The organism is Geothrix sp. 21YS21S-2 (assembly GCF_030846775.1).
In the GTDB taxonomy this organism is placed as follows: domain Bacteria; phylum Acidobacteriota; class Holophagae; order Holophagales; family Holophagaceae; genus Mesoterricola.
The window spans coordinates 1,332,734-1,358,855 of sequence record NZ_CP132910.1 but is presented as its reverse complement, the minus strand read 5'-3'; the positions used below and the strand labels follow the sequence as shown (position 1 = coordinate 1,358,855).

Sequence of the window (26,122 nt, the reverse complement as noted above, 5' to 3'; positions counted from 1 at the left end):
CGATGCCTTTCTGTTCTTGAACCTTTCGGCGCATGGATTCAACGCGCCGCAGCGTCTTGAAACAGAATGGCATCGCCGAGGCGGCCGAGGGGCCGAGGTTCGCCGAGAAAAGATTGCATTTTGATTGGAATCTAGAAGACCAGGGGTTCCGGCTCCCCGAAGATGAATCCTTGTCCCCACGGCACATCGGCATCGATGACGGCCTGGAGCTCCTCGGTGGTCTCGATGCCCTCGACGATGTAGCCCACGCGCATGCGTTCGGCGAACACGGACAGGGCGTTGAGCAGGGCGGCCTGGTAGGGGCGCCGCTGGACGCCGCGGACGAGGCTCTTGTCCACCTTGAAGAAGTCCGGGGAGAGCCGGCCCATGTGGGCCAGGGAGGCGATGCCCGAGCCCAGGTCGTCCACGGCGATGCGCACCCCCAGGGCCCGGAGCCGCTTGGAGAAGAACTCGAGCTGGTCGAGGCTGTGGCGGGAATAGCTTTCGGTGATCTCGAAGACGATGCGGTGGGGCGGGATGGAGAGGTTCCAGAGCCAGGGCTCGATCTGGTACCAGAACTCGGGGTGCTCCAGCGTCAGGGGGTCCAGGTTCACGAACAGGAGGTGCTCGGTGATGGGGTGCATCTCCAGGGTGGTGAAGATGGCCCCGAGGCAGAGGAGATCCAGGCGCACCCGGGATTCGGCGGAGAGGGACACGTCCACCAGGAGATCGCCCACCGTGCGCATCAGGCCGGGCTGGGTCTCGAAACGGGTGAGCACTTCCCGCGCCACCGTCGTCCCGTCCTTGAGGTTGACGATGGAATGCGTATAGGTGACCGCGGGGCGACGGAAATCCAGAATGCTCTCGAGTAGGGATTGGTTCATCCAGCTCCGCCTTGCCAACCTCCATTTTCACTTCTTTTGCCGCTGGTGCCAAACTGGAAGAAAGGAGCGGGCATGGGAAGGGTCGTGGTGGTGGGCGCGGGACGTTCGGGGATGGGGGCGGCTGAGCACCTGGCGAAGGCGGGCAGGGACGTCGTGGTGACCGAAGGGAGGCCCGGGCCCGACGCGGCCGCGGCCGCGAGGCTGTCGGCCCAGGGGATTCCCGCCGTCTGGGGCTCCCATCCCCTGACGCTGCTGGACGACTGCGAGGAGGTGGTGCTGAGCCCGGGGGTCAGCCCGGCCATCCCCTTCGCCGCCGAGGCCGCCCGGCGCGGGATCCCGGTCATCGGCGAGCTGGAACTGGCCCACCGGGCCCTGCGGGCCCGCGGCGACGGTTCCATGATCCTGGCCGTCACCGGCACCAACGGCAAGAGCACCACCACCGACCTCACGGCCCACCTCCTGCGGCAGGCCGGCCTCCCCTCCCGGGCCTGCGGCAACCTGGGCACGCCCCTGGTGGAGGCGCTGGAGGGCGCCGAGGAGGGCACCCGCTTCGCCCTGGAGTGCTCCAGCTACCAGCTGGAGACCGTCCGGGACTTCCACGCCGAGGCCGCCGCCGCCCTCAACCTGACCCCGGACCACCTGGCGCGCCACGGCACCATGGAGGCCTACCGCGCGGCCAAGGTGCGGATCTTCTCCCACCAGACCCCCCTGGACCTGCGCCTGACGCCCCTGGCCGACCCGGCCTTCGAGGCGCTGGCCCCGGGCCGGGGGCAGGCCGCGCGGTTCGGCTGGGAGGCCCCGGAAGGCCCCGGCGCCTGGTGCGACGAGCACGGCACCCTCTGGCTCATCGACGACCACGGCGAGCACCCCCTGGTGCACCGGACGCGCCTGCTGATCCCCGGCGACCACAACGTGGAGAACGCCCTGGCCGCGTCGGTGCTGGCGGGCCACGGCGGCGCGGACCTGGACGCCATCCGGGAGGGGCTGCGCACCTACCCCGGCCTCGCCCACCGCATCGCCCTCTGCGGGGAGCACTGCGGCATCAAGGCCTACAACGACTCCAAGGGCACCAACGTGGACGCCACCCTCATCGCCGTGCGGGCGCTGCCGGGGCCCCTCGTGCTCCTCCTGGGGGGCCAGGACAAGGGGACCAGCTACGCCCCCCTGCGCGAGGCGCTCGCGGGCAAGCTGAGCAGCCTCGTCTTCCTGGGCGAGGCCATCCCCCAGCTGGAGCGGGACCTGGGGGACCTCCCCCACATCGCCGTCCAGCCCTTCGACGACGCCGTGGCCGCGGCCCTGGGCCTGGCCCGGGAGGGCGACCAGGTGCTCCTGAGCCCCGCCTGCGCGAGCTTCGACCAGTTCCGGAACTTCGAGGAGCGGGGCGAGCACTTCGAGGCCCTCATCCGGGACTGGGCCCGGGGCTAGCATGGACCCCCTCGCCGCGATCCGGTACCTCTCCCTGGCGGGCCCCGGCCCGCACCCCGGGCGGATCCTCGTGGTCGACGCCGGCCGCCAGCGCCTCGCGCTCCTGGAGGACGGGCGGGTGCTCGCCGAGTACCCCGTCTCCACCGCCTCGGCGGGGATCGGCGGCGAGGAGGGCTCCTTCCGCACCCCTCCGGGCTGGCACCGCATCCACGCCCGCATCGGGGCGGGGGCCCCGGCGGGGACCGTCTTCAAGGGGCGCGTCCCCACGGGCGAGCTCTGGGAGGGCGAACCCCGCGAGGAGGACCTCATCCTCGGCCGCATCCTCACCCTGGACGGCCTGGAGCCGGGGGTGAACGCCGGGCCCGGCGTGGATTCCCTGGACCGGTACATCTACATCCACGGCACCAACCAGCCCGGCCTCCTGGGGACGCCGGCCTCCCACGGCTGCGTGCGCATGGCCTGCCGGGACGTCCTGGACCTCTTCGACCGGGTGCGGGAGGGGGACCGCGTGATGATCGCGCAGGGGCCCATGGGCCGGCTCCACTTCACCGGGGCCGGCGGCAGCGGCATGAGCGCCCTCGCCCAGTTCGCCGTGCGCGAAGGGGCCGTGAGCGGCAGCGACCGCGGCTTCGACCAGGGGCGCAATCCCGGAGGCCGGGCCCTGCTGGAGAAGGCCGGGGTGCGCGTGGTCCCCCAGGACGGCTCCGGGGTCCCGGGCGCCGCGGCCGTGGTCTACTCCACCGCCGTGGAGGACGACGTGCCCGACATCCGGGAGGCGCGCCGCCTGGGGATCCCCCTCCTGCACCGGTCCGAGCTGCTGGCCCACTACGTCGGGGAAGGCCGGACCCTGGCCTTCACCGGCACCAGCGGCAAGTCCACGTCCGTGGCCATGGCCTTCGAGATCCTGCGCGGGGCGGGCCGGGATCCCTCGGTCATCACCGGCGGCGACCTGCGCGCCCTGCAGGCCGAGGGCCTCTGGGGCAACGCCTGGGCCGGGGGGTCGGACCTCCTGGTGATCGAGGCCGACGAGAGTGACGGTTCCCTGGTGCGCTACAGCCCCGCCGTGGGCGTCGTGCTGAACCTCCAGAAGGACCACAAGGCCATGGAGGAGGTGGCGGAGATGTTCCGCACCTTCCGCGACCGGACCCGCGAGGCCTTCTGCGTGGGGGACGCCCCGAACCTGGCGGAGTTCGCCCCCGGGGCCCTGGTCTTCGGCGCGGGCCCCCTGGCGGAGCTGCGGTGCGAGGACGTGGAGGAGGGCCCCGACGGCTGCGCCTTCACGGTGCGGGGCCTGCGGTTCCGCCTGCCCGTGCCCGGGGTCCACAACGTCGAGAACGCCATGGCCGCCATCGCCGGGTGCCTCTCCCTGGGCGTGCCGCTGGAGGCGATGGCGGAGCCCCTGGCGGGCTTCCTGGGCGTCGCCCGGCGCTTCCAGAGCCTGGGCTCGGCCCGGGGCGTGGAGGTGGTGGACGACTTCGGGCACAACCCCGCCAAGATCGGCGCCTCCCTGCGCACCGCCCGGAACCGCGCCGGGCGGGTGCTGGCCGTGTTCCAGCCCCACGGCTTCGGCCCCCTTCGCTTCCTTCGCCGGGAGTTCGTCCAGGCCTTCGCCGCCGGCCTCCGGCCCGGAGACTGCCTCTGGATGCTGGACGTCTTCTACGCCGGCGGCACCGTGAACCGGGACATCTCCTCCGCGGAAGTGGTGGCCGAGATCAGCGCGCAGGGTGCCCGGGCCTTCCACGCGCCTTCGAGGGAGTGGCTGGTGGAGACCCTCGCCGCCACGGCCCGGCCTGGCGACCTGGTGCTCGTCATGGGCGCAAGGGACCCCTCGCTCACGGACCTGGCCAAGGCCATCCTTGCGCGGCTCTAGCACTACTGTGTCATAAGTATTGACAGCCTCCCCGCCCTGCCTATCCTATAGGCTAGGGCTACCTATGGTTGAGACTGCCGAAAGCCGTGCGCGTTTCGATGCCTACGCCGGATTACTGGCGAAGGCGGCCGGCCATGCCGATCGCCGTGAGCCAATGGCGCTCTATTGCCAGGGTTTGATCCTGCCCGGGGATCGAAAAAGCGTTGAGCCGATGGCAGCGCGGTTGGACCCGGTGCACGTCCAGGCCCGGCACCAATCCTTGCACCACCTGGTGGCTCAAGCGGGTTGGAGTGATGACGCGGTTCTCCGGGTGGCCCGGGACTATGCTCGCGAAGCCATGGAGATCCAGGGGCCGATTGAAGCCTGGATTGTCGATGACACAGGTTTCCCCAAAAAGGGGACGCACTCGGTTGGCGTGGCCCATCAGTATTGCGGGCCATTCGGAAAGACCTCCAATTGCCAATGCGCCGTGAGCTTGTCCATGGCCTCCCGCTGGAGCAGTGTGCCCGTGGCGTTCCGGTTGTATCTTCCGGAGGCCTGGGCCAAGGACATGGAACGCCGTGCCGAGGCCGGTGTTCCCGAGGCGGTTGTCTTTCAGCCCAAATGGCAAATTGCGCTCGCCCTCATTGATGGTCAGCGCACGGACAAGGAACCTGACCTGCCCGTGCTGGCTGATGCGGGCTACGGCGACATTTTCGGTTTCAGGGAAGGGTTGACGGAACGGCACCTCGTCTACGCAGTGGGGGTCAGCAAAACCACGACCGTCTGGGCGAACGGCAATGGGCCGCTGCCCCCCAGAAAACCCGGCGGAAAGGGACATCCGGCCAAGAGACTGAGGAGGGATGATGAGCATCAGCCCGAGACGGTCAAAGCCCTGGCGGAGGCCCTGCCCAAGGCCGCCTGGGCGAAGGTGCCGTGGGGAGAGGGAACCCGGGGCATCATGGAATCCCGGTTCGCGGCGCTGCGCGTTCGTCCCGCTCATCGAGACAACACTCGAGCGGAAATGCACCCGGAGGAGTGGTTGTTGATTGAGTGGCCCGAATCCGAGCAGGAGCCCACCAAGTATTGGTTTTCGACCCTGCCAGAGGCCACGCCACTCCGGCAATTGGTCCGGGTCACGAAACTGCGCTGGCGGATCGAGCGGGACTACCAGGAGATGAAAGACGAACTCGGCCTGGACCACTATGAGGGCCGTGGATGGCGGGGATTCCACCATCACTTGAGTCTATGCGCCGCCACGTATGCCTTCATTGTGGCGGAACGAAGCCGCCTTTCCCCCCCTACGATCCAATCCATCTTTGGCTTCATTCACGCACCACCCCAGCCCGCCCCCCTTCCCAGAGGACACCGCGCCCTTCCGCCCTGAGCGGCATTCGCCCTATTCCATAACGACGCTACGTCGAAGGCTGGAGCGGATTCTCGTGGGTTCTCTCGCCTACTGTCCGACATGTGGGAAAAACCAAGGCGCCAATGTTATGACACAGTAGTGCTAGTGCCCCAGCACCTCCGCCAGGAGTTTCTTCAGCTCCTTCAGCCGGTACGGCTTCTGAACGAACGCCGCGGGCTTGACCCCCTCCAGCGCCTGCCGGTCGTAGCCCGAACTCAGGATCACCGGCACCTCCGGCCTCGAGGCCTGCATCCTCGCGAAGGCGGTGGCGCCGTCCATGCGGGGCATGGTCAGGTCCATGAGCACCAGGCCGGGCTTCTCCGCTTCGAAGCGCTCCAGGGCCTCGACGCCGTCCCGGGCCTGGATCACCTCGAAGCCAAGGGTTTCCAGGGCAAGGCCGATGGAATCCAGGATGATGACCTCGTCGTCCACCAGCAGGAGCTTCCCGGAGAACTCGCCCACGTGCTCGGCGGGGGCGGCGGGCCGGGGCGCGGCTGTCCTGGGGGAGGCGGGGAAAAAGATCTGGAACAGGGACCCGGCACCCTCGCGGCTCCGGATGCGGATGCCGGCCTTGTGGCCCCTCAGGATCCCCAGCATGGCCGAGAGGCCCAGGCCCCGGCCCTTGACCTTGGTGGTGAAGAAGGGGTCGAAGATCCGCGCCAGCACGCCGGGGCTCATTCCGCAGCCGGTGTCCTCCACCTCCAGCACCACGAAGGGGCCGGGTTCCAGGGCCTGGGCGGGGAAGTCCGCGCGGATCCGCGCCTGGTCCAGGTCCTCGGACCGGGTGCCCACGCGGATGACGCCCTCCCGGTCGCCCAGGGCGTCCGAGGCGTTGGTCACCAGGTTCATGATCACCTGCTGGATCTGGGCCGCGTCCCCTTCGATGGCGGGGAGGTTCCCGGCCAGGTGGATGTTGAGGGAGGCCCTCTTGGTGACCGTCACCTTGAGGAGGTGGACCATCTCGTTCACCACGGAATCCAGGTCCTGGGGTTTGACCGAGAACCGCCCCTTGCCCGAATACGCCAGCATCTGCCGGGTCAGCTCCGAGGCCTTGAGGACGGTGTTCTCCACGGCCTCCAGGTGCCCGAGGGCGGGGGAGACCTCCGGCAGCTTGAGCTGGGCCAGGTTGAGGTTGCCCATGATGGCGGTGAGGAGGTTGTTGAAGTCGTGGGCGATGCCTCCCGCCAGGACGCCCAGGCTCTCCAGCTTCTGGGACTGCCGCAGGGCCTCCTCCATGTGGCGCTCCTGGGTGATGTCCCTGGAGCTGCCCACGATGCGGTGGATGCGGCCCGTGTCGTCCCCGATGGGCACGAGGGTCGTGGAGAGGAAGCGGGCGCCGGCGGAGCCCGGGACCTCCTCCTCGAAGGTCACCGGCCTGCGGGCGGCGATGCACTCCCGGTTGTGGGAGATGAAGAATTCCGCGATCCGGGGTGGGCAGAAGGCCTCCAGGGGCAGGCCCGCGACCTCCTGGGACTGCCGCCCCAGGAGGGCTTCCGCGGCCGGGTTCATGCCCTCCAGGAGCAGTTCGCCCGCATCGCCGGCCTTGAACCAGAAGAGCGCGTCGGGGGTGTGGCTCTGCAGGGCCTGGAAGCGATCCTCGCTTTCGCGCAGGCGCTCCTCCTGGAGCCGGCGCCCGGTCTCGTCCATGGCGATGAGGACGGCGCCGACCACCTGGCCCTTCTCGGTCATCGGCCCCATGATGCTGCGGTACCAGCGGAGCTCCTGGTTCGGCCCCCAACCCTGGCCCTCGAAGACCTCGTGCCCGGATCCTTCCAGGATGCGCGCCAGGGCCCGGGCGCCCAGGGTCTTGGCGTCCCCGGCCATGCCGTCCAGGAAATCCATGCCGATGACGTCGGCCATGCTGAAGCCGGGGGCGAGCTTGTTGAGGTACCGGATGCGCCCGTCCCGGTCCAGGAGGGTGATGAAGGCGGGAACGTTGGCGGTGATGGCCGCGATGAGGTCCGTGAGGTTGCCCAGGGCCTTCTGGGCGTCCTCCTGGAGGGTCACGTCCCGGGTGATGGTCAGGAGGCAGGGGAGGCCGTCCAGGGAGACCAGCCGGCCCGACATGAGCCCCTTGATGAAGGTTCCGTTCTTGCGGCGGAAGGTGAACAGGCTGGCGTCGAACTCGCCCTTCTCCTTGAGCAGGGCCACCATCTTCTGGCGATCGGCGGGGTCGCCCCAGATGTCGAGCTCCACCGCGGTCCGGCCCAGCACTTCGTCCCGCTTCCACCCCGTGAGGCGCTCGAAGCCCGTGCTCACTTCGATGTAGGTGCCGTCGTCGAGGCGCGTGATGTTGATCGCGTCGGGGCTGGCGTTGAAGGCCAGGGCGAAGCGGGCCTCGCTCTTGCGCAGGGCGGCCTCGGCGGCCTTGCGGGACGTGATGTCGCGGATGTAGAGGAACAGGACCTCGGCCCCCTGGTGGGAGACCCGGGCCCGCGTCATCTCCACGTGGATCCGGGCGCCGTCCCGGCCCGAAAGCACCGTTTCCACGGCCGTCGTCTTGTCGAGGTCCAGGGTCGTGTCCGCCGTCAGGGCCCGAAGGTCCAGGGCGAGGATCTCCTCCGCGCCGTACCCCAGCATCGCGCAGGCCGAGGCGTTGGCGTAGCGGATCCGGCCGTCGGGGGCCGCGACCAGCACGGCGTCCGGGGCAAGGTCGAGGCCCGCTCCGAGAAGGGAGGGGGGGAAGGGTTCCCGGGTCAGGGGAGGGTTGGGCGGAGGCATGCCGGGATTCTTTCAGCACGTGGCGCGGGGAGGGGTTGGTCGGTAGATCTTAATTGATAATTGGTGGAACCTGACACAACGAATTAACTCTATGCACCTTGATTCATTTTGCCAGTCTTGCCACATTAAATAATTTATTTATCGTTTCTGCCATGATCCTGACCCTCTGCCTCCCCGCCCTCCTTCTCCTGTCCCCCTGCCCTCCCGGTTCCCCCCGCAGCCTCGTCGATTTCCGCGTGGAACGGGCCCCCGAACCCCAGGTGGCGCCCGGCTGGACCATTCCTGATCCGCCGGATCCGCCTCTGGTGAAGGGCCGGGGCCGGGACGGCTCGGGGGACGCCTGGGACTGCGCGCCTGCCGCGGCCTTCAGCTCCTGTCCCCAAGGGAAAGCACCAGCACGGCGGCGATGACCAGCGCGCCGCCGGCGAGCTGGAGCGCCTGGAGGCGCTCGCCCAGGAGCAGCGCGCCCATCAGGGCCGTGGCCACGGGTTCGACGGTGCAGGCGATGGAGGCCTGGGTCGCGGTGATGCGCGACAGGCCCTCCATGACCAGCACCGTGGGCAGGACCGTGCCCAGGATCGCCAGGCCGGCCACGCTGGCCCAGGCGCCCGGGGGCATCCACGGATGGATCCCGCCCAGGAAGGGCGCCAGCGCCAGGAAGATCAGGGCGGCGAAGGTGCTGATCCAGAGCGTGGCCACCAGGGCGGGCACCCCCCGCTGCATGCGGGCGCCCAGGAACATGTACGCCGCGTAGCCCAGGGAGCTGGCCAGGCCCAGGACGACGCCCAGGAGATCCAGGCGCTGGGCGGGAAAGCCGATGGCCAGGGTGATCCCGGCGAGGGCGAGCGCCAGGGCCAGGAGGCCGCCCCGGCCCGGGCGCTCCCCCCGGAAGGCCCAGCTCAGGATCATCACGTGCGCCGGGTAGAGGTAGAGGAGCAGCGCGGTCAGCGCCACGGGGATCCGGCGGCTGGACACGAAGAACAGCCCCGCCTCCAGCACGAACAGGGCCCCCATGAGCGCCAGGCCCCCGAGCCGGGCCCGCGGAAGACGGACGCTGTTGCGCCTGGGCACCAGGGCCCACAGGAGCAGGGCCGCCAGGGCGAAGCGCAGCGCCAGGGCGGTGGGGACGCCGACGCCCCGGGCCGCGGCCAGGCGATTGAAGATGCCGATGGATGCGAAACTGCACCCCGCCAGGACGACCAGGAGGATGCCGCCCGTGCGTTTGCCGGCGGTGTCCGTCACCGGGATCGCATGAGCAGGAGGCCTTCCACGGCGGGGATGTCCGCGGGCACGTCCACGCCCAGGCTCAGGTGCGGCGTGCGGGCCACTCCGATGGCCATGCCTGCGGCCAGGGCCCGCAGCTGCTCGAGCATCTCGAGCTTCTCCAGGGGGTGGGGGGGCAGGGCGGTGAAGGCGCGCAGGGCCTCGGGCCGGTAGCCGTAGATGCCCAGGTGGCGAAGGTACACCTCCAGGTGCTGGGGGCTCAGCCAGGGGCGGAAGTCCGCCAGGAACAGGGTGCTGTTGCGGAGGTAGGGGATGGGGCTGCGGCTGAAGTACAGCGCGCGGCAGGAATCGTCCAGCACGACCTTGACGTTGTTGGGGTTGAAGAGCTCCTCCGCATTGGTGAAGGGGCAGGCGGCCGTGGCCATGGGCAGGCGCGGGTTGTGCTCCAGGAGGCTCACGACTCCAGCGATGGTGTCGGGATGCATTGCCGGTTCATCTCCCTGGATGTTGAGCACCACGTCGAAGGATTCCCCCAGCGCGGCATAGGCCGCGGCCACCCGGTCCGTGCCCGAGGGCAGGCCGGGGTCCGTCATGACCACCCGGCCCCCGAAGCCTTCCACGGCCGCGGCGATGCGCGCGTCGTCGGTGGCCACCACCACCTCGTCCACGCCCGGGGCGTCCCGGGCCGCCTCCCACACCCACTGGATCATGGGCCGCCCGGAAATGGGGGCCAGGGGCTTGCCGGGGAACCGGGAGGCCTGGAATCTGGACGGGAGTACGGCGAGGGTGCGCATGGGAGAGCCTTTCATTGACGGTTTGATCATAGCAAGGCCGAGGCCCCATGGGCCTCCCGGGGGCAGGGGCCGGAACCCATGAACTCCTGCGTGGAAATATGAAGGCCGATCACGCACAATCAAGGGTTTGGCTTTCAGGATTCAACACCGGAGGTTCCATTGACACGAAGGTTCGCCATCCCCGTAGGCATCACGGCGACGGGTCAGCACTACCCGGATCGCATCGTCACCAACGATGAGCTCTCCCAGATGGTCGACACCAGCAACGAGTGGATCATGTCCCGCACGGGCATCCGGCACCGCCGCTGGGTGGAGCCCGGCACCGGCTCGTCCGACCTCGGCGTGGGCGCGCTGCGCATGGCCCTGGAGCGCCGCGGCATGCGTGCCGACGAGCTGGACGCGATCATCTGCTGCACGGTGACGCCCGACATGTTCTTCCCGTGCACCGCCGCCCTAATCCAGGACAAGATCGGGGCCTCCAACTGCTTCGGGTTCGACATGAACGCGGCCTGCTCGAGCTTCCTGTTCGGCATGACCACCGGCGCCAGCCTCATCGCGGGCGGCACGGTGAAGAAGGTCGCCGTGGTGGGCTGCGACGTGATGACCTCGATCATGGACCCCACGGACCGCAACACCGCCGTGCTCTTCGGGGACGGCGCCGGGGCGGTCATCCTGGAGCAGGTCGAGGAGGGCTACGGCCTCCTGGACTACGAGCACAAGATCGCCGGCTTCGGCGCCCCCTTCCTCTGCATGAAGGCCGGCGGGTCCCTGCGCCCGGCCACCGCCGAGACCGTGGCCAACCGCGAGCACTTCATCTACCAGAACGGCAAGGAGGTCTACAAGAACGCCGTGCGCGAGATGGCCGAGGTGAGCCGCCTCATGCTGGACCGCAACCAGATCAGCCCCGCGGACCTGGCCCTGTTCGTGCCCCACCAGGCCAACCTGCGCATCATGGACGCCGCCGCCAAGCGCCTGGAGCTCCCCTACGAGCGCATGGCCAACAACATCGCCGAGTACGCCAACACGACCTCGGCCACCCTGCCCACCGCGCTGCACCAGTCCCTGGAAGCCGGAAAGGTCAAGAAGGGCGACCTGATCGTGTTCGCCGCCTTCGGCGCCGGGTTCACCTGGGGCGGTTCACTCATGCGCTGGGCCGTGTGAGGATCATCGCCGGCACCCTCAAGGGCCGCCGCCTCGCGGCCCCGGAGGGGTCCCTGGCGGTTCGTCCGACTGCCGACCGGGCCCGGGAGGCCCTCTTCTCCATCCTCCAGAAGTGGCCCGCGGGCCCCTTCCTGGACCTCTACGCCGGCACCGGCGCGGTGGGCCTGGAGGCCCTCTCCCGGGGCTACGCCCCCGTGACCCTGGTGGAGAAGGCCCCCGAGGCCCTCGCCTGCCTGCGCACCAACGCACGGGGGGCCGAGGTGCGGGTCCTGGCCCAGGATGTCAGGCGCCTGGCCCCGGACGCCTTCCGGGATCTTGCGGTGGCCTTCGCCGATCCGCCCTACGAGGCCTCCCTGGAGGCCTGGGCCGGCCTGGGACCCCGGGTGGCGGGGTGGCTGGGGCAGGGCGGCATCCTGGTCTTCGAGGCCGCCGCGGGCACGGCGCTCCCGCCGGTGGCGGGCCTGGAGGAGGTGGAGACCCGACGGTACGGGGCCGCGGAGTTCCATATCTTCCGCTCGGCAGTCTGAGGTCTGGTTAAACTTCTCGGATGCCACGGTTTTCCATCAAGACCAAGCTGAGCGCCGTCATCAGCATCCTGGTGCTGGCCTTCGGGCTGTTCAACCTGGTGTTCTTCCCCCTGACCGTAAAGCGCCAGTTCCAGGCCCAGGCGGAAGCCAGCATGCACCAGGTGGCCGAGACCGCCAGTTACGCCCTGGCGTCGGCCATGGAGGACCGGGACCGCCGGGAGGTCGCCCGGATCCTGGAGGGCGTCAAGAACATCCCCTCCTTCAGCTTCTCGGTGGTCTTCGACGAGAACGGGAAGGCGGTGGACGAGTCCCCCGCCGCTCCCGGCTGGGTGGGCGCCTATGGGCGCACCGACGGCAGGACCAGCACGTTCCTGCGCCCCTCGGACGAGATCCTGGTGGCCACGGCGCCCATCTTCTTCCGCAACGCGTCCGGGGACCACGTGGGGACCCTGGTGCTGGGCTTCACCACCGACGAGATCCGGCAGGTGGTGCGCGTGAACATCCGGCAGGCCCTCTGGGTGGGCGGCACCGCCGTGGCCGTCGCCCTGCTCCTGGGCATCTACCTGGCCAGGCTCTACATCCGGCCCCTGGTGACGCTGACCGAGGCCGTGCAGCAGGTGGCCAGCGGCAACCTCCAGGGCATGGCGGTGGGCGCGACCTCGCACGACGAGCTCGGGGTGCTTGGCCGGAGCTTCGAGGTGATGACCAACAAGCTGAGGATTTCCCGGGACGAGATCGAGCTCCAGAACAAGCTCCTGGAGTCCCGGGTCCACGAGCGCACCGGGCAGCTGCTTGAGACCATCTGGGAGCTGGAGGAGATCCGGGCCAACCTGGAAAAGCTCGTGCAGGAGCGCACCCGGGGCCTGGAGCAGTCCCGGGCCGAGCTCAAGGCCTGGGCCGGCACCCTGGAGGAGAAGGTCCAGGAGAAGACGCAGGAGCTCACGGAGGTCAACGACAGCCTGCTGATGAGCCTCCAGAGGCTGCAGGAGCTGGACCGCATCAAGAGCGAGTTCCTCGCCAACATGAGCCACGAACTGCGCACGCCGCTTAACGCCGTCATCGGATTTTCGGGCCTGCTCATGCAGGAGCGGGAGGGGCGGGTCCCCTCCGACGTGAAGATGGACCTGTCCATCATCCACCAGAACGGCCGGAACCTCCTGGGCATGATCGACTCCATCCTGGACCTCTCCAAGATCGAGGCGGGCCGGTTCGAGCTGGACCTGGTCCCCATGGACCCCGGGCCCGCCCTGGAGGAGGTGGCCGCCCTGGCCACGGGCCTCATCGCGAACCGCCCCATCCGCTTCACCGTCGAGGTCCTGGGCGGGCCGTGCCGGATCCTGGGGGACACCGTGCGCTTCAGGCAGGTGCTCACCAACCTGGTGGGCAACGCCATCAAGTTCACCGAGCAGGGCAGCGTCTCCGTGCGCATGGAGCGCGCCGGGGATCGCCTGCGCATCGCCATCAGGGACACCGGCATCGGCATGAGCGGGAACGAGATGCAGAGGCTCTTCAGGCCCTTCCAGCAGGTCGACGGCAGCATCACGCGCCGCTTCGGCGGCACCGGGCTGGGCCTGGCCCTCTCCCAGCGCCTGGTGATGGCCATGGACGGGAAGATCACCGTTGAAAGCGAGAAGGGCAGGGGGAGCACCTTCACGGTGGACCTCCCGCTCCTGCCGGAGGCCGAATCATGACTGCGCCGAAGATCCTCTGCATCGAGGACAATTTCGTGAACTGGAGGCTCGTGCAGCGCCTGCTTTCCCAGGCCGGCTACGACATGCACTGGGCCGAGGAGGGCCTCAAGGGCTACGAGATGGCCCTCCAGCTCAAGCCCGCCCTCGTGCTCCTGGACATCAACCTTCCGGGCCTGTCGGGCTTCGAGGTGGCCACCAAGTTCAAGCACGACCCCGAACTCAAGGCCACGCCCCTGGTGGCCCTGACCGCCAAGACCCAGAAGGCCGAGCGCGAGACGGCGCTGGTGGCGGGCTGCGACGGCTTCATTCCCAAGCCCCTGGACCCCTTCACCTTCGTGGACCAGGTGGGGGCCTTCCTCCTGGGCCGCCGGGAGGAGCTGGAAAAGGCCCTGGAAGCCCCGGCCCTGCGCCAGTTCAACGTCCAGATGCTCGAGCACCTGGAGATCCAGCTCAAGGAGGCGCAGGAGGCCAACCGCAAGCTCATGGAGGCCCAGGCCGCCCTGGAGCAGCGCAGCGGCAGCCTGGCGCGCCTCCTGGCCCTGAGCCGGGAGATCCTCACCGAGCACGATCCCAGGACGCTGCTCCTGCGCATCCTCTCCGAGGTGCGGGTGGAGGTGGGGGCCACGGGCCTCACCGCCTACCGCCTGCACGGCAGCGGCAGCTACTACGACGGCGTGCGCTGGAACGGGGCCACCTTCGACGGCATGCCGGTCCTGCCCCTGGGCCACAGCTTCGTGGCCCGGGCCTGGTCCATGGGTGCCTCCGGGGTCCTCCACGGCGAGGCCCTCCGGAGCAGCCGCCTCTGGGAGGAGGGGCTGGACCTGGGCCTCTGGCCGCCCATGGGCAACGTGGCCGTGGTGGTGCTCCGCACCCACCAGGAGGGTGAGGAGATCGCCGGCTTCTGGATCCTCAGCCGCCCCGCGGAGCGGCCCTTCCTGGCCCAGGAGCTGGAGATGGCCACCCTCCACGCCAGCATCGCCCTGGTCAGCCTGGAGAACGCCGAGCTCATCGAGGACCTCAACAACAGCACCCGCGCGCTTGCCTCGAGCTACGAGCGCATCGAGGGCGCCTACCAGGACCTCCAGAACGCGCGGGCCGACCTGAACCGCCGGGACCGGCAGGCCCTCCTGGGCGACCTGTTCACCAAGATCGCCCAGCGCCTGGAAGCCCCCGTGCAGAGCCTGCACCAGCAGAGCCAGGTGCTGGACCACATGCCCGCCCCGGACGGCAACGGCCTGCCCGAGGCGCACCCCCGGGCCCTGGCCGAGATCCGCGAGGCCGTCTCGAAGATCGACGGCCTCCTGAAGGCCCTGCTGCGGCGGGTGGGCCGGGAGGCTCCCAGTAAGCCGGAGTGGCTGGACCTCCACGACCTCATCCAGCAGGAACTGGAACTGCTCCAGGCCGAGGGCGTCATTCCCGCCGAGGTGGCGGTCACCCAGGAGCTGAAGGCCCGGGTGCCCCTGATCTACGGCGTCTACGGGGACTTCGCCACCACCCTGCTCAACGTGGTGCACCACGCCCTGGGCGGGCCGACGCCGTCGCCCTCGCTGGCCATCCGTTCCACCCGCACGGAGGACGCCTTCCTCCTCCAGGTCACCGACGAGGGCGGGGCCATCCCCCCCATGGAGCTGGACACGGCCTTCGAGCCCTTCTCGGGCCTGCACCAGCAGGTCGTGATGGGCGTGAGGAGCCCCGGCGAGGGCCTGGCCGTGTGCAGGCAGCTCCTGGCCGCCTACGAAGGCGAAGTGGACCTGGTCAACCTGGGCGACGGCACGTCCCTCACCCTGAAGGTCCCGCTCAGATAGGGGACGGCCCCGGCTCCCCCCGGGGGGGAGGCCGGGGCCGGCGCCGGTACTACTTGAGTTCCTTGAGGAATTCCTTGACCTCGCCGGCCTTCTTCCCGGTGGGGGCGATCTCCATGTACTTCTTGAAGGCCTCCTTGGCGCCCTTGACGTTCTCGAGGCTGAACTCGACCACGCCCAGCAGCCAGTAGCTGTCGGCGAACTTGGGGTCCAGGGAGATGGCCTTGGTGACGAAGGTCTTGGCTTCCTTGAACTTGCCGGCGTTGAAGGCGGCGACGCCGTCGTTGTAGGCCAGCTCGGGCCGGGGGCCCATGACGGCGTCGATGGCGGCCTGGTAGGTCTTGATGCCCTCGGCGTCGTTCTTGACCTTGGCGATCTCGAGGAGGGCCACGAGCACGCGCTGATCCTTGGGGTTGCGCTTGTAGGCGTTGGCGAGGTAGGGCTCGGCCTTGAGCATCTGGTCCTTCTGGGCGGGGTCGGCCTTGCCGGCCTCGTAGAGGGAGATGCCCAGCACGCGCTCGACGGTGGGGAGGTTCTTCTCGATCCCGGCTCGGGCTTCCTCGTCCTTCAGGGCCGTCATGGCCTCCTTGAAGTCGGCCAGGGCGGACGTGACCAGGGGCACGGCCTCGGCGAACTTCTGGGCGTTGTAGAGCTCGACGGCCGCGTTGAAGGAGGCGGATGCGGACATGGACTTGCCTTCGCCGGCGGGCAGGTTCGCGAGGTTGGCCTTGAGGGCCTCCTCCGAGGCCTGCTGGGGGGTGAGCAGGACGACGTTGACGGTGGTGATGTCGGCGAGCTTGACCTTGAGGGTCTGCTTCTGGGTCTGGTACCCGGGGGCGGAAACGGAGAAGGTGAAGTCCTTGGGCTCGAGGCCCACCTGCAGGTAGCTGCCCTTTTCGTCGGCCTTGAGTTCCTTGGTCCAGTTGATGTCGGAACGGCTGAGCGTGATGACGGCCCCGGCCACGGGCTTGCCTTCCTTGTTGGTGATCTTGCCGCCGATCCGACCGGTGCTTTCGGCCGCCAGCGTCAGGCAGACCGCAGGGATCATGATGGCCGTAATGAGGTTTCGCATATTGCCTCCGAATAACCCCATGGTCCCATTTATGCAAGGGTTTGAGAAGTGGCCTGGAGGTGAACTGTGATACGCTGCCTTCAACCCACGGAGTGACCATGATTGCAACGGTTACACGGTCGTCCATCCCTGAGTTGGAATCCGTGACCGCCAGATTCGTCAACGCAGTGATAAACGCTTCAAAAATGAGGTTTAGTCTGCTGCTTGGGGCGCTCCTCCTCGTGCTTGCCGGCAGTCTGGGCGCGGCTCCGCCCGATCCTTCGTCCCGCGCCCATCAGGACCTGATGCCGGCCGTGGCCATGAGCCACTGCGCCGAGCGGCTCAAGCCGGCCTTCCGCTCCGGCGATCCCGGGGCCATCCAGGCCGCGGTCCAGGATGTGGAACTGCTCCGCAGGACCTACGGCACCCTGGACGTGCTGCCCCTGGTGGAGTCCATGGCCATCTACGCCAGGGACCTGGGCGCCCAGGGCGAACCGGCCCTGGGGCTGAAGGTCATCGACACCGTGGAACGCTGGGCCCCCCGGAACCCGACGCTCATGGGCGCCCGGGTGATCCTCATGCGCCAGCAGGGCCCCCAGGGGTACCTCTGGAGCATCGGGGAGGTCCTGGAACTCACCCGCCTGCGGCTGGCCAACCCCTACCACCGGTGGCTGTGGACCGTCCAGCACATGGCGTGGCTCCGCCTCCTGGCCACGCTGCTCCTCTGGGGATTCGCGCTCACCCTCGGCATCCGCTACCGCCGCGTGTTCCGCAACATCTGGGAGGAGCCGCTGCGCCGCGGCGCCATGAATCCCCATGTGATGGCCCTCCTGGGGGCGTTCCTGATCACCCTGCCGGTGATCTTCGGCCTGGATCCCGGCATCGTGGCCATGGTCTGGCTCTGGCTCCTGGCCCCCTTCCTCCTGCCCCTGGAGATCCGGGCGACCCTCTTCATCCTCCTCCTGCAGCTGGTCCATCCGGCGCTCTCCCTCCTGGAGCCCATGGCCGCCGTGAGGCCCAGCCCCAGCATCGTGACCCTCCAGCTGCGCCCCCAGCCCCTGGCGGGGATGGAGCGTTCCCTGGCCATGCTGCCCCAGGGTGACCGCACCTTCCTGGAGGGCTGGCGGCAGCTCGAATTCCAGGAATGGTCCAAGGCCCTGGCCACCTTCGAGTCCCTGCGCAGGAACCACCCCGACCGCGCGGAGGTCCTCAACAACCTGGGCGTGGCCCGGTACCAGCTGGGCGATCTCGCCGGGGCCCAGGCCTGCTTCGACGAGGCGGCCCTCCTCGGCCCCGACCGGGGCGAGATCCTCCTCAACCAGAGCGTGGTGGCCTTCCGCCAGATGGACGGCCCCCTGGGCTTCTCCAAGCAGGAGGACGCCAGGCGGGTCGCGCCGGACACCTTCAACCGGATCCTGGCCGCCAACCAGGCCCGGAACGACCAGCGAACCTTCGCGCTCCCCCTGCCGGACAGTCCGGAACGGGTGGCGGCGCTGGCCAGGTTCCAGGAGACGCCCGCGGAGCACGGTCCCGGCCGCACCAAGAACCTGCTGCTGATTTTCAACTTCCTCCTCCCGCTCGCGGCGGCGGTGGCCTTCTACTTCCGGCTCAAGAAGAGCATCAGCGAGGCGCACCCGTCCCAGTGCACGCGCTGCGGGGATCCCTTCCACACCACCGACAGCCCGGATTCGTTCGTGTGCTCCAAGTGCCACCACCTCTTCGTGCTCAAGGACGGCCTCCACGGGGAGAGCCGGAAGAAGAAGGTGGAGGAGGTGGGGGCCTTCCAGTCCGCCCAGCGCTGGCTCCACCGCTGCCTCATCGTGCTGCTGCCGGGAGCCGACCTGGTGCTCATCGGGGAGACGCGGGAAGGTCTGCTGGAGTATTCCTTCTTCTGCTTCGCCCTGGGGATCGTGCTCGCCACGGGCCGCTCCGTGCGCTACCCCGGGGAAGTGCTTCCGGATCCGGCTTCCATCTGGATGCCCCTCGGGCTTATGCTGCTGGCGGTGCTCTTTCTTCGTTCCTGGTTGAAGCTCCTGCCGAGAAGGGGATAGGCGAATGGCTCTGGAAGGCTCCCTCCGAGATTTCGATCTCTTCTCCCTGTTCAACATGATCAAGACCCAGGGGAAGAGCGGGACCCTCGTGCTCTCCCGCGCCCAGGAGTTCGTGAAGATCTTCTTCGACCAGGGGGAGATCGTCGGCTGCGACTCCAACCAGGTGCGCATGGAGGACCGCGTCGGCGCCATGCTGGTGCGCCTGGGCAGGCTCTCGGGCGAAGAGCTCATGGGCATGATCCACCGCCAGCGCCAGACCCTCAAGCGCATGGGCACCCTGCTCCTGGAATCGGGCCGGGTCTCGCCCCAGGACCTCCAGGACGCCCTGTTCAACCAGGCCATGTCGATCATCTACCGTACCTTCCGGTGGGTGGAGGGGGACTACCGCTTCGACTCCATCCTGCCCCAGGAGCTGGACCGCGAGAACTTCCCGGCCATCCCCGTGGACACCGTCCTCATGGAGGCGGCGCGGATCATGGACGAGTGGCCCGAGGTGCAGCGGCGCCTCCCGGACAACGGCCTCCCCCTGCGCAAGACCCCCTACGGCGCGGCGCTGAACCTGGACATCGACAAGGACCTGTCGACGGTCCTGGACGGCGGCTCCATGAACGTGGAGGGCTCCGGCCTCACCCACGAGCAGGAGACGGTCCTCACCTACTTCTCCAGCTCCACCAGCATCCAGAACGTGCTCCAGATCAGCCGCTATGACGAACTGGACACCTGCAAGATCATCGCCCAGCTCCTGGAGGCCGGCGTCCTGGAGGTCTCCACCGAGGCCGAGGAGCGCAAGCCCTCCGTGTGGGTCCTCCCCCCCGCCATGATGGGCAGGGAGGCCGCCCCTCCGCAGGGCCCGTCCTGGCTCTTCTGGCCCGCCGTCGCCGTCTTCCTGGCGTTCCCGCTGGCCTTCTACGTGCCCCATTCCAGGGCCTCCGCCAACCAGGGTCTCGCGAGCCTCCAGCGCGCCGACGTGCAGGTCTCCACGGACCCCGCCACCATGGCGCGGCAGGTCTGGGCCTTCCGCATGGCCTCCCCCGCCGACGGCGGCAGGAAGCTGGCGGAATCCCTGGGCATCACCCTGGATCCCCACATGGTCGTCCCGGACTTCTCACGGCAGCCCAATCCGTTGCCCCCGACGCCGCTGGAACGCGGCCAGGAACCGCAGTAGGCAGGCACCCATAGCCTTGACAAGAAATATAAATTATACATGTTTATGTCCGGACCCCGCGCAGGGAGGAATCGGCCATGAACGTGTTGAGACCCGTGATTTGTTCTTTCATCCTGTCCATGGGCGCGGTCTCGGCGGTGGCGCTTCCGCCGGTTCACTACCTTGGCCGCATCAAATCCGTGACCGGCCTACCGAAGCTGGGAATCGAGTTCAAATTCAATGAGTGTGATTTGAGTGGCGTGGAGAATCCGCACAGGAGCCACACCGTTCAAGTCCTCGCAACCGAACTTCCCAAGTGGGAAGTCCGGGTGCGCAAGCCGGGAGGGGGATGGGGCGCCGTGGACTTTCGGGAGATTGAACATGATTTGTTGGATAGGTATATCAAGTTGACCGTCATAAAGAACCATGACTCGATGCCAACCTATATTTTCCGTTCGGACAAGAGCATGCATGAACTCAGGCGATGATGCCCAGGGATTCAGATAATGGCCTGGTGCGATCGCGAGTCTTGCCATCCGGCTCAGGCTTTGACCAGCCATTCCTTATCCTGCTTTTTCCCCAAAATCCAATTCATAAACGCAGATATATGGGATAAAAGGGGATAGGTTCACCTGGGAGTTCCCGTTTCATCCTTGTCCGGAAGGGCTCCGGGGTTGCGCCGAGTGGCTGGGAACTGCCGACGGGGAATGGCTACGACTCGGTTTCCCCGGGCTCGATGTCGATCAACCTCGGTTTCCGGGGGCGCGCGGCCCAGGCGACCAGGACGGAGATGAAGTAGAGCCCCTCCAGGACGACCCCGAAGAAGATGGTCGTGACGATGACGTCGCCGGGGGTCAGGAAGGCGCTGATGGTGAAGATGGCGACCGTGGCGTGGCGCCAGAACTTGAGCAGCCAGGTGGCGGTGACCAGGCGGAAGCGGGTCAGGAAGAAGACCAGCACGGGCAGTTCGAACATGAGGCCGGTGCCCACCACCGTGTAGATGAACAGGTCCAGGTAGTCCTCCAGGTGGAGGTTGGTGCGCAGCCCGGCCTGCATGGCCTCCTTGAAGAGGATGTCGCCCAGGAAGGCGAAGGCGTTCCAGTAGGCGAAGGCGGCGCCGCCCAGGAAGCAGCCCGTGGTCACCAGCACGAAGGGGATGGCGAAGCGCCGCTCGCGGCTGTAGAGCCCGGGCTTGATGAAGCCCCAGAGCTGGCCGAAGAGGAAGGGCGCCGCCACGAAGATGGCCGCCCAGATGGAAAGCCTCATGAGGGAGAAGAAGGGCTCGGTGAGGCTGGTGTAGGCGAAGGGGTCGAAGACCGTGGGGATCGGCTGGTGGGCGGCCTGGGCCTGGGCGATGGCGTGGCTCTTGAACGTCTCCATGAAGGGCTTCTGGGCCCAGGTCATCAGCCGGAAACGGAAGAAGTAGGTGAGGGCGAAGGCCCCCGCGACGATCAGAATGCTGCGGATGAGCCGCACCCGCAGTTCATGCAGGTGCTCCCAGAAGGACATCTGATTGGGAGGCGTGTCGGGTGTCGTCATGGAGGCGAGGTCGGGCGCCCCGCCCTATTTCTTCTCGGACGTGTTGCTGTTCACGTCGTCCTTGACCGAGTCGGTGATCTCGCGGCTGGCCTTCTTGAATTCCTGGATGCCCTTGCCCAGTGCCTTGCCGAGTTCGGGGAGCTTGGAGGGGCCGAAAAATATCAGCAGCAGGATGCCGATCAGCAGCATTTCAGTCAAACCGAGATTGCCCATGCTTCCTTCTCCTTGGTCTGGTAAGTGGCTTCGAGGCCCCACCGGGAACCTGACGCCGATGTCAGGTTGGCATGAAATGGAACCGTGGGGGTAAGTTTATACAGGGTAGACAGTTACCCGGCCGATGGAGTGGTACGTCCAGCCGGCGGCCTTCATGGCTTCCGGGCGGAAGAGGTTGCGTCCGTCGAACATCACCTTTCCCTTGAGGAGGCCCGCGACCTTCGGGAGGTCGGCCGCCGCGTACTGGGGCCACTCGGTGGCGATGAGGAGGGCGTCGGCCCCGGCGCAGGCTTCCATGAAGTCCGCGGCGTACTCCACCCGGTCCCCCAGTTTCGCCCTCACGTTGTCCATGGCCTCGAAGTCGTGCACCACGACCCGGGCGCCCAGGGCCGTGAGGCTGTCGATGAGCTCCATGGACATGGCCTCCCGGATGTCGTCGGTGTGGGCCTTGAAGGCCAGGCCCCACAGGGCGAATTTCCGGCCCGCCAGCGGCGCGGGGCTGCCCGAGGCGCACCCGAAGTGGGCGCGCACCTTCAGGGCCAGCACCTGCTTCTGGTGGCGGTTGGCTTCCACCGTGGCCTCCAGGGCACGCAGGGGGTGGGCGTTCTCCCGGCCCACCTTGAGCAGGGCCTGGAGGTCCTTGGGGAAGCAGCTGCCGCCGAAACCGGGCCCGGGATTCAGGAAGTACTTGCCGATGCGGTGGTCGCTGCCGATGCCCTGCTTGACGAAATCGACGTCGGCGCCCACCTTCTCGCACAGGCCGGCGATCTCGTTGATGAAGCTGATGCGCAGGGCGAGCATGGCGTTGGCGGCGTACTTGGTGAGCTCGGCGCTGGGCGGATCCATGCGGAGCCACTGGCCGGAGCTCGCCTCGAGGAACTTCGCGTAGAGCCCCTTCATGATCCCGGCGGCGTGGTCCGTCCTGCAGCCCACCACGACGCGGTCGGGCCGGATGAAGTCGTCGATGGCGCAGCCCTCGCGAAGGAATTCGGGGTTGGAGACCACCTCGAAGGCGCGGTCCGTGCGGGCCGCGATGGCCGCGTGGACCCGGGCGGCGGTGCCCACGGGCACGGTGCTCTTGTCCACCACGACCAGGGGCGGGGCGTCCGCGGGCCGCAGGCCCATGGCGGAGCCGATGGCGCCGGCCACGGAGAGGACGTATTGCAGGTCGGCGCTGCCGTCCTCGCTCTGGGGCGTGCCCACGCAGATGAAGGCGGCGTCGGCGGCGGCGATGCCGTCCCTGAGGTCGAGGCTGAACGACAGGGCCCCGGAGGCCTGGTGCTTCGCCAGCAGCTCGTCCAGCCCGGGCTCGTAGATGGGCGAGACGCCCTGGCGGATCTTCGCGATCTTCCCCGCGTCGGTGTCGATGCCCAGCACGCGGTGCCCGGCTTCGGCGAAGCCAGCCGCGGCCACAAGGCCCACATATCCAGTGCCGATGACCAGAACTTGCATATCCTACCTCTCGCTGATGACAGTCTTGCGCACGGGAGCGCTCCTGCAAGTGTATCCGTTGCCCTACCGGACCGCGAGCCTTGGTAGAATCACTTCCCTAGGAGGAATCATGGCTTACTTGGGCCTGATCGCGGGGCAGGGCGTCAACCTTTGGGAAGTGGTGCTCCACGCGGGCACCGTGGCCCGGGTGGTGCTGCTGATCCTGGGAGCCTTCTCCATCACCAGCTGGGTCATCATCGTGCAGAAGGCGATCCTGCTCAGCCGCAGCAAGGGCGTCACCGAGCGGTTCCGCGCCGTCTTCCGCAAGACCACCAACTGGGGCGAGCTCAAGGGCCGGGCCGCGGACTACACCATGAGCCCCCTCGTGGGCCTGTTCACCGCCGGCTTCTCCGAAGTCAACTACCAGCTCCGTCCCGCCCCGGGCCCCGCGGGGCAGAAGGCCCAGATCAAGAGCATGGAGGCCGTGGAACGCTGCCTCCAGCGCGCCTCGGTCGTGGAGATGGGGCGCATGGAGAACTACCTGGGCATCCTGGCCACCATCGCGGCCGTGAGCCCCTTCGTGGGCCTGTTCGGGACGGTGTGGGGCATCATCGACGCCTTCCACGGCATCGGCACGGCGGGCAACGCCAGCCTCGCCACGGTGGCCCCCGGCATCTCCGAGGCCCTGGTTGCCACGGCCCTGGGCCTGGTGGCCGCCATCCCCGCCCTGATGGCCTACAACTTCTTCCAGGGCCAGCTCAAGCACTGGCAGACCGAGCTGGACGACTTCTCCCTCGAGTTCATCGGCGTCTCCGAACGAAACTTCACCTGATGGCCTGCGGTCCGCGCACCCCCGTCTTCTGGCAGCGTCAGCCCGGGCTGCCGAGGCCGGTATTGGGCTTCCTGCGCTCCCGCCTGGAGGCGGCCCTGGCCGACCCCGCGGACCGGGCGCTCCTCGTGTGGCCCACCGTCCTGGGCGCCCCCCGGGTGCGGGCGGAGTTCCCCGGGGGCCTGCCCGAGGCCGAGCTGCTTGCGCGGGCCGGCGCCATGCTCCCCCAGGAGGACCCCGGGCGGGCCTGGCGGGACGCCCTGGCGAGGTTCCCCGACACCGCCGACCGGGGCCCCGGGGGATGGGTCCCCCAGCGCATCTGGGACCCGCTCTCCTCCCTGGTGAGCCTGCGCAGCGGCGTGACCCTCCTGGCCCTGCTGGGCCTGCCGGAGGGGGAGGCGTATCCCCTGGCGGCGGGCGTGTCCCTGTTCAACGCCGCGCTGTTCCACGAATGCCACGACGCCCTGGAGCCCCTCTGGCTGGAGGCCGAAGGTCCCCTCAAGGCCGGGCTCCAGGGCCTCATCCTCATGGCGGGCGGCTTCCACCACCACCAGCTCCAGAACGCGCCCGGCATGGCCGGGCTCTTCGAGGACGCCGTGGAGGCCCTGGGCGGGAGCGGCGAGCTTGCCACCCCCTGGGGGACCGTGGCCTACGGCGCCGCCCTCGACCTGGTGCGGGAACGCCTTTCGGCCCTGGAGGACGAATTCGGCCTGCGGGCCGAGGAACCCCCCTGGGAACGCCTCTGGAGCCTCGACCGGCCCGAATGGGAGCTGATGTGATCACTTGCGACGTACTCGTGCTCGGCGGCGGCATCGCGGGCTGTTCGGCGGCGCTCCGGGCCGCGGAACTGGGCGCCGACGTGGTGGTGGTGGCCAAGGACACCCTGGGGGAATCCAACACCGCGTACGCCCAGGGGGGCATCATCGGCCTGCCGCCCCCGGACGCCCACGACTCCGCCGAACTCCTGGCCTCGGACGTCGAGGCCGCCGGGGCCGGGCTCTGCAAGCCCGAGGCCGTGGCCCTCCTGGCCGAACAGGGGCCCATCCTCTGCAAGGAGTTCCTCTGGAAGCAGGTGGGGGTCGACTTCGACCACACCGGCGCCCTGGAGCCCGAGCCCACCGCCGAGGCCGCCCACAGCGCCCGCCGCATCTGGCACGTGAAGGACGCCACGGGCCGGGCCATCCAGACCGCGCTCACCGCCAAGGTGCGTTCCCACCCGCGGATCCGGATCTTCGAGAACCACTCCCTGGTGGACCTCCTCACGGTCCCCCACCACAGCCGGGACCCGAGGGCCGTCTACGATCCCATCCAGGTGTGGGGCGCCTACGGCCTGAGCCCGGACGGCGTGGTGCGCATGTGCCTGGCCAAGCGCACCATCCTGGCCACCGGCGGCCTGGGCTACCTCTACCTCCACACGAGCAACCCGGCCTCGGCCACCGGGGACGGCCTGGCCGCGGCCTACCGGGCCTCGGCCCGCATCGTGAACTGCGAGTACGTCCAGTTCCATCCCACCACCCTCTATGTCCCCGGCAGGCCGCGGACGCTGCTCACCGAGGCCCTGCGCGGCGAGGGCGCGCACCTGGTGAACGGCAGGGGGGAGCGCTTCATGCGGAGGTACGCCCCCGAAGGCCTGGAACTGGCCCCCCGGGACGTGGTGAGCCGGGCCATCTTCCAGGAGATGGCGGCCACGGGGGAGCCCTGCATGTACCTCGACCTGGAGCCCCTCAAGGCCCGGCTGGACCTGGAGGCGAGGTTCCCCACGGTCCTGGCCACGTGCCGCAAGGCCGGCCTGGAGCCCCTCTCCCAGCCCATCCCCGTCGTGCCCGCGGCCCACTACTTCTGCGGCGGCGTGGCCGTGGACCTGGACGGCAGGGCCAGCCTCCCGGGGCTCTTCGCCGTGGGCGAGGTGAGCTGCACCGGGGTCCACGGGGCCAACCGCCTGGCCTCGTCCTCCCTCCTGGAGGGCCTGGTGTGGGGCTACCGCGCCGGCGAGAGCTGCGCGGCCGAGAGCCGGACCACGGCGCTGCCGGACCCGGACTCCCTGGAACCCTGGAGGCCCGTGCCCCCCGGCCCGGAACCCGACCCGCTGCTCATCGAGCAGGACTGGACGAGCATCCGCACCACCCTGTGGAACTACGCGGGCATCGTGCGCACCCGGGACCGGCTCACGCGGGGCCGGGGCGACATGGGCTACCTCTACCACCGCATCGAGGCCTTCTACCGCGCGGCGCCCCTGTCGCGCAGCCTGCTGGAACTGCGCAACGGCATCATCTGCGCCCGGCTCATCTTCAAGGCCGCGCTGCAGAACCCGGTGTCCCGGGGCTGCCACTACCGGCTGGACTGAACCGGGATTCCTTGGTTAACTGGAGGATCAACCCCCGGGATCCTTGTGCGGATCC

21 protein-coding genes are annotated in these 26,122 nt (G+C 68.7%); 13 read left to right on the top strand and 8 right to left on the bottom strand.

Annotated elements, in window-relative coordinates; translation table 11 throughout:
• Window positions 1-131: 131 nt before the first annotated feature.
• Window positions 132-863, bottom strand: coding sequence for an EAL domain-containing protein (locus RAH40_RS06135; protein ID WP_306601204.1), 732 nt, complete (start codon window positions 861-863; stop codon window positions 132-134).
• A gap of 72 nt (window positions 864-935) precedes the next feature.
• Here RAH40_RS06135 and murD point away from each other — a divergent pair, with 72 nt between their 5' ends.
• The 3 genes from murD to RAH40_RS06120 all read left to right on the top strand — a co-directional run bounded on the left by murD (window position 936) and on the right by RAH40_RS06120 (window position 5,524).
• A complete protein-coding gene (murD, locus tag RAH40_RS06130; RefSeq protein WP_306601203.1) occupies window positions 936-2,288 on the top strand; it encodes a UDP-N-acetylmuramoyl-L-alanine--D-glutamate ligase in 1,353 nt (450 codons plus the stop codon).
• Window position 2,289: 1 nt separating this feature from the next.
• Complete coding sequence (locus RAH40_RS06125; RefSeq protein WP_306601202.1) at window positions 2,290-4,158, top strand: L,D-transpeptidase family protein; 1,869 nt, start codon at window positions 2,290-2,292, stop codon at window positions 4,156-4,158.
• A gap of 64 nt (window positions 4,159-4,222) precedes the next feature.
• Window positions 4,223-5,524 carry an IS701 family transposase gene (locus RAH40_RS06120; RefSeq protein ID WP_306598195.1) on the top strand — a complete coding sequence of 434 codons (1,302 nt, stop codon included), beginning with the start codon at window positions 4,223-4,225 and terminating at the stop codon, window positions 5,522-5,524.
• A gap of 123 nt (window positions 5,525-5,647) precedes the next feature.
• On the opposite strand, the gene RAH40_RS06115 is transcribed toward RAH40_RS06120, so the two are convergent.
• The 3 genes from RAH40_RS06115 to kdsB all read right to left on the bottom strand — a co-directional run bounded on the left by RAH40_RS06115 (window position 5,648) and on the right by kdsB (window position 10,284).
• Window positions 5,648-8,266, bottom strand: coding sequence for a PAS domain-containing sensor histidine kinase (locus RAH40_RS06115; protein WP_306601201.1), 2,619 nt, complete (start codon window positions 8,264-8,266; stop codon window positions 5,648-5,650).
• A 366-nt stretch (window positions 8,267-8,632) separates the two neighbouring features.
• On the bottom strand, window positions 8,633-9,508 hold the full coding sequence (locus RAH40_RS06110; RefSeq protein WP_306601200.1) for a DMT family transporter: 876 nt from the start codon (window positions 9,506-9,508) through the stop codon (window positions 8,633-8,635).
• On the bottom strand, window positions 9,505-10,284 hold the full coding sequence (gene kdsB / locus RAH40_RS06105) for a 3-deoxy-manno-octulosonate cytidylyltransferase (protein WP_306601199.1): 780 nt from the start codon (window positions 10,282-10,284) through the stop codon (window positions 9,505-9,507). Before kdsB ends, RAH40_RS06110 begins: the two co-directional genes overlap by 4 nt.
• 159 nt (window positions 10,285-10,443) lie before the next feature.
• Here kdsB and RAH40_RS06100 point away from each other — a divergent pair, with 159 nt between their 5' ends.
• From RAH40_RS06100 to RAH40_RS06085, 4 genes are read left to right on the top strand one after another with little or no spacing between them, the layout of a single operon-like run.
• Window positions 10,444-11,445 (top strand): beta-ketoacyl-ACP synthase III, encoded by a 1,002-nt coding sequence (locus RAH40_RS06100; RefSeq protein WP_306601198.1) that lies wholly within the window; start codon window positions 10,444-10,446, stop codon window positions 11,443-11,445.
• Window positions 11,442-11,972: an RsmD family RNA methyltransferase gene (locus RAH40_RS06095; RefSeq protein ID WP_306601197.1), complete on the top strand. Its 531-nt coding sequence runs from the start codon at window positions 11,442-11,444 to the stop codon at window positions 11,970-11,972. Before RAH40_RS06100 ends, RAH40_RS06095 begins: the two co-directional genes overlap by 4 nt.
• A gap of 20 nt (window positions 11,973-11,992) precedes the next feature.
• Window positions 11,993-13,663 carry an ATP-binding protein gene (locus RAH40_RS06090; protein WP_306601196.1) on the top strand — a complete coding sequence of 557 codons (1,671 nt, stop codon included), beginning with the start codon at window positions 11,993-11,995 and terminating at the stop codon, window positions 13,661-13,663.
• Window positions 13,660-15,468: a hybrid sensor histidine kinase/response regulator gene (locus RAH40_RS06085; RefSeq protein WP_306601195.1), complete on the top strand. Its 1,809-nt coding sequence runs from the start codon at window positions 13,660-13,662 to the stop codon at window positions 15,466-15,468. Before RAH40_RS06090 ends, RAH40_RS06085 begins: the two co-directional genes overlap by 4 nt.
• Before the next feature lie 49 nt (window positions 15,469-15,517).
• Here RAH40_RS06085 and RAH40_RS06080 read toward each other — a convergent pair whose 3' ends face one another.
• Window positions 15,518-16,537: a carboxypeptidase-like regulatory domain-containing protein gene (locus RAH40_RS06080; protein WP_306601194.1), complete on the bottom strand. Its 1,020-nt coding sequence runs from the start codon at window positions 16,535-16,537 to the stop codon at window positions 15,518-15,520.
• Between the two features lie 185 nt (window positions 16,538-16,722).
• Here RAH40_RS06080 and RAH40_RS06075 point away from each other — a divergent pair, with 185 nt between their 5' ends.
• The 3 genes from RAH40_RS06075 (at window position 16,723) to RAH40_RS06065 (ending at window position 20,199) form a co-directional block, all read left to right on the top strand.
• Entirely contained in the window at window positions 16,723-18,567 is a 1,845-nt protein-coding gene (locus tag RAH40_RS06075) for a tetratricopeptide repeat protein (protein WP_306601193.1), read from the top strand.
• Window positions 18,568-18,571: 4 nt separating this feature from the next.
• Window positions 18,572-19,732, top strand: a complete 1,161-nt coding sequence (locus tag RAH40_RS06070) for a DUF4388 domain-containing protein (protein WP_306601192.1) — start codon at window positions 18,572-18,574, stop codon at window positions 19,730-19,732.
• A 77-nt stretch (window positions 19,733-19,809) separates the two neighbouring features.
• Window positions 19,810-20,199, top strand: coding sequence for a hypothetical protein (locus RAH40_RS06065; RefSeq protein ID WP_306601191.1), 390 nt, complete (start codon window positions 19,810-19,812; stop codon window positions 20,197-20,199).
• A gap of 223 nt (window positions 20,200-20,422) precedes the next feature.
• On the opposite strand, the gene tatC is transcribed toward RAH40_RS06065, so the two are convergent.
• From tatC to RAH40_RS06050, 3 genes are all read right to left on the bottom strand, one after another.
• A complete protein-coding gene (gene tatC, locus RAH40_RS06060; RefSeq protein WP_306601190.1) occupies window positions 20,423-21,250 on the bottom strand; it encodes a twin-arginine translocase subunit TatC in 828 nt (275 codons plus the stop codon).
• A gap of 24 nt (window positions 21,251-21,274) precedes the next feature.
• The gene (gene tatA / locus RAH40_RS06055; protein WP_306601189.1) at window positions 21,275-21,463 is read right to left on the bottom strand and encodes a twin-arginine translocase TatA/TatE family subunit; all 189 of its coding nucleotides are present in this window, start codon (window positions 21,461-21,463) and stop codon (window positions 21,275-21,277) included.
• 96 nt (window positions 21,464-21,559) lie between these two features.
• Window positions 21,560-22,915, bottom strand: coding sequence for a UDP-glucose/GDP-mannose dehydrogenase family protein (locus RAH40_RS06050; protein ID WP_306601188.1), 1,356 nt, complete (start codon window positions 22,913-22,915; stop codon window positions 21,560-21,562).
• Window positions 22,916-23,024: 109 nt separating this feature from the next.
• On the opposite strand from RAH40_RS06050, the gene RAH40_RS06045 reads away from it, so the two are divergent.
• The 3 genes from RAH40_RS06045 to nadB are packed head-to-tail and all read left to right on the top strand — an operon-like array spanning window position 23,025 to window position 26,067.
• Complete coding sequence (locus RAH40_RS06045) at window positions 23,025-23,726, top strand: MotA/TolQ/ExbB proton channel family protein (RefSeq protein ID WP_306601187.1); 702 nt, start codon at window positions 23,025-23,027, stop codon at window positions 23,724-23,726.
• Window positions 23,726-24,502: a DUF309 domain-containing protein gene (locus RAH40_RS06040; protein ID WP_306601186.1), complete on the top strand. Its 777-nt coding sequence runs from the start codon at window positions 23,726-23,728 to the stop codon at window positions 24,500-24,502. Before RAH40_RS06045 ends, RAH40_RS06040 begins: the two co-directional genes overlap by 1 nt.
• Window positions 24,499-26,067, top strand: coding sequence for an L-aspartate oxidase (gene nadB / locus RAH40_RS06035; RefSeq protein WP_306601185.1), 1,569 nt, complete (start codon window positions 24,499-24,501; stop codon window positions 26,065-26,067). The genes RAH40_RS06040 and nadB overlap by 4 nt, the downstream gene beginning before the upstream one ends.
• The last annotated feature ends 55 nt before the right edge of the window (window positions 26,068-26,122 follow it).